Below are 3567 nucleotides of genomic sequence, written 5' to 3'. Positions count from 1 at the left end.
ACACACAAAATTATTGTACGCTCGCTATAGTTACTGTTTAGTTTTCAATGACCAAGTGTTTTATTATTGTAAAACATAATTTTCATTTTGTCAACTATGTTTTTCAATTTTATCTTGTGAAGCTAAGTTTTTCTTTCGCTTCATCACCGGTTGTCCCCGGCGACAAGATATATCTTACCATGGTAGAGAATATGAAGTTTCTTATAATAATGACTATAACTAATTTACACTATATACTTTAAGGTTTTACACTATAATACTCCCTTTTACTATAGTTGACATACTAGGTTAAGTTGTTATGTATAATGAAGGTTTTTTTCATAAATATGTAAAATATCTTATACTAATATCTCTTTACTTAGGTTCTATTTATACTTACCTTCTTCCTTAAAGATGTTATATATATATATATAAGGATGTTAATAATTATATTTTATTAACATCCTTTAACTTGTTATATTCTATTTCGTTTTTTTATTTTGAAAATAATTAGGCATGAGAGCATTCCACACATAATTCCTAGAATCGCCCCCCCTATTACATCTGTTGGATAATGAACATATAAATATAGTCTAGAGAAAGCTATAACACTTGCAGCTATAAATGCAACTACTCCAAACCTTTTATTAAAATTCCATATTATAGTAGCCGCTGTAAATGATGACATACTATGTCCCGATGGAAAAGAGAATCCACTTGGAGAAGGAATAAGTATAAGAACATCATTTACATTAAAGGGGCGAATTCTTCCTATAAGTGGCTTTAATATTACTTCCCCAATAACAAGTGATAAAGTTAATGCAATTAGAAGTGTTACGCCATATTTCCTATGCTTAGAAGTAAGTATAAATATTATTGCAATTATAATCCAAAGCATTCCATTGTTAGCTATACTGCTAATAAAAGGCATAACCTTATCCATAAGGCTATTACTAAAGTTTTCATGTATGAAATTAAGAATAGTGTTATCTATATTTTGAATAAAATCCATTGTCTCACCTTCCTATGTATATTGTATATAATTATATATTACATAATTATATTTTAACTTATTTTACTAACTTCATATATTATAGATTAAAACTTCTAATATTTAAATTAAAAAAAGGCAAGAAATTAATATCTCTTGCCTTCTTCGTATATTAAATAATAGTATTCATTAAAAACAATAAACTAAAAAGTATAGTTAGTTACTTTGCCAGCCATTTTTAGTAATTGATTGCTTCTTAGCTGTTCTATTATGATTTTTAGCTTCTTCACTTGTAATAGGAGTTTGGTAGTTACACTTTTCCATTCTGGCTCTTTTGTTATCTGGTTGACTGTCCTTAGTCATAACTTTCCCTCCTTAAAAATATAAATTTATGAACTTATAGACTAATTCCTAGCCTAAAATACGCATCAACCTCTGTTCTTATTTTGTATTTCTGGAACAGGAGCTACATCATTTTTAGGGAACTTTTGTTTCTTGTTACTTTCAGTTCCATGTGGATCTGATGGATCTGGTCTTCTCATACCTTTTTTAGCCATTTCATTCACATCCTTAAATAAATTTAATTAATACTTACACTTATATTATTAGAAAAATCAACAAATTATATTCTTTATGCTTGCATGTAATTATTAGAATATAATCTTCTATAACTTAGATATCACTAACATATTTACCTATTTAACTTTACTTATATATTTAAAATTTAGGATTCAAAAAAATAAATGCCACTTAAAATAAATGATAAACATTTATTTTAAGTGGCTAGAGCTAAAAATTCAGCCCCATGTAACCTAACTGGTGATATATCCTAGGATGATTTAATAATCATGTTGTAATCTTAACTCTTCTATAGTTGAATTGCTTAAGTTTACCCACTCCAAGGCAATCGCCCCCTAAAATTCATTGCATAATAATGCAACTTTTTTATTTAGTTTACATCCTTAATATAAATGATAAACATCTATATTAAGTGGCTAGAGCTAAAAATTTAACCCTGCGTAACCTAATAGGTGATGTACCCTAGTATGATTTAATAATCATATTGTGTTCCTAAATTTTCAATAGTTGAATTGTTTAAGTTCACGTGCTCCAAGGCAATCGCCCCCCAAAATTTATTGCATAGCAGTAGGCAACTATCTTCTGCTTGGCTAGGCCTAATAAATAAATGTAAACATTTATTCTTTCTAGGTAGAACTAAGTAATTAATTCTACCCTAACCTATCTGGTGCTCTGCCCTATGGGTGATTTATATAATCATTTTGTGTTCCTAAATCTCCTCTTACGATATCATTTAGATTCACTGTTACCATTGGGAATCGCCTCCTAAAGTTTATTGCTTTTTACTTTGCAACTTCTTTTGTTTAGCTTACATTCTTATTATGTCATTTTAAAAAGTTTCTATGCACATTTTTTAAAAAATTTTTTAATGTATATTTTCTTCTCAGAAATATAAAGACCTATTAGAGTAAGAAGTGAACCTATAATAGCTATCCATGTAATATTTTCATTTAAAATAATAGCAGAAGCAACAATAGTAATAACAGGTGACATATATATATATACGCTAGTCTTAACTGCTCCAAGTATTCCTATTACAAAATTCCATATAACAAAACATGCAGCTGAAGCTCCAAGACCTAAATAAACTATATTGAGTATATTAGGTATATAAGTAAAGTCTTTCAAACCTAAATTAAAATCAAAAAAGAATAGTGTGGGTATAATAAATATTATTCCATAGAAAAAGGTTCTACGCGTGTAGTGGATTGTATTATAGTTAAAGCTAGTTATTTTTTTCATTAAAATTGAGTAGAATGCCCAAACTAGTGCTGCAAGTGTAGCTAATATATCTCCTAAAGGATTTAACTTTAAAAGATAATTACCATTAAAAGCTACTAAGGCTATCCCTATGATAGCTGCCGCAAAACCTATAAAAAAACGCATACGTAATTTTTCTCCATCTAGAAAGACATGGGCTAATAGTGCAGTAAATATTGGTGCTATAGAAATAATAATTCCTACATTAGATGCAAAGGTATATGTAAGTGCTATATTTTCTAGTAGGAAGTATAGTGTTACTCCACATAAACCAGCTCCTGCAAAGTATGCTTCTTCCTTCCAACTTTTAAACTTCAAAAAGCCAGGCTTAATTATGAAAAGTGCAATATAGCCAATTACAAATCTCAAAAATAATATTTCTATAGGGGAAAAGCTATTTAATAAAACCTTTGTTGATATAAAGGTTGTCCCCCAAACCACTATGGTAATTGCTGCAAGAATATGACCCATAGTTACTTTTGAATTATTCATAAGCGATATCTCCTTATAATTATTTATCCGATAGCTAACTGCCACTAATACCCCTACTTCTATAAGCTGTGGTATAAATGTCACTAAGCTCCTGGATAAGGACTTCTAAAAATCAGTGAGAGTTAAAAAAACTGATTTAAGAATTCTGTTTATGTACTATGCTTAATTTAAATTTAAACATAAAAAAAGACAATCTTATGATTGTCTTTTGATGGAGCGGGTGATGGGGATCGAACCCACACAACCAGCTTGGAAGGCTGGGATTC

4 protein-coding genes are annotated in these 3567 nt (G+C 29.2%); all 4 read right to left on the bottom strand.

From position 1 onward, the window contains the following. Positions 1–454 precede the first annotated feature (454 nt). Positions 455–991: a phosphatase PAP2 family protein gene (locus tag CLCY_RS05330; RefSeq protein ID WP_048570105.1), complete on the bottom strand. Its 537-nt coding sequence runs from the start codon at positions 989–991 to the stop codon at positions 455–457. A gap of 195 nt (positions 992–1186) precedes the next feature. Beyond that, the gene (locus tag CLCY_RS13895) at positions 1187–1333 is read right to left on the bottom strand and encodes a hypothetical protein (RefSeq protein ID WP_200899964.1); all 147 of its coding nucleotides are present in this window, start codon (positions 1331–1333) and stop codon (positions 1187–1189) included. Between the two features lie 65 nt (positions 1334–1398). After that, entirely contained in the window at positions 1399–1527 is a 129-nt protein-coding gene (locus CLCY_RS14055; protein WP_278336144.1) for a hypothetical protein, read from the bottom strand. Positions 1528–2389: 862 nt separating this feature from the next. Continuing rightward, complete coding sequence (locus CLCY_RS05325) at positions 2390–3301, bottom strand: DMT family transporter (protein WP_048570104.1); 912 nt, start codon at positions 3299–3301, stop codon at positions 2390–2392. Between the last annotated feature and the right edge of the window lie 266 nt (positions 3302–3567).

The sequence above is a fragment of the Clostridium cylindrosporum DSM 605 genome (assembly GCF_001047375.1).
Classification (GTDB): Bacteria; Bacillota; Clostridia; order Clostridiales; family Caloramatoraceae; genus Clostridium_AB; species Clostridium_AB cylindrosporum.
Note: the sequence above shows the minus strand (reverse complement) of the source record. Positions and strands in the feature narration are given on the sequence as shown.

Excerpts from the sequence above, each read along its gene's own strand:
- CLCY_RS05330 (WP_048570105.1), bottom strand. The coding sequence starts at position 991 with ATGGATTTTATTCAAAATATAGATAACACTATTCTTAATTTCATACAT.
- CLCY_RS13895 (WP_200899964.1), bottom strand. The coding sequence starts at position 1,333 with ATGACTAAGGACAGTCAACCAGATAACAAAAGAGCCAGAATGGAAAAG.
- CLCY_RS14055 (WP_278336144.1), bottom strand. The coding sequence starts at position 1,527 with ATGGCTAAAAAAGGTATGAGAAGACCAGATCCATCAGATCCACATGGA.
- CLCY_RS05325 (WP_048570104.1), bottom strand. The coding sequence starts at position 3,301 with ATGAATAATTCAAAAGTAACTATGGGTCATATTCTTGCAGCAATTACC.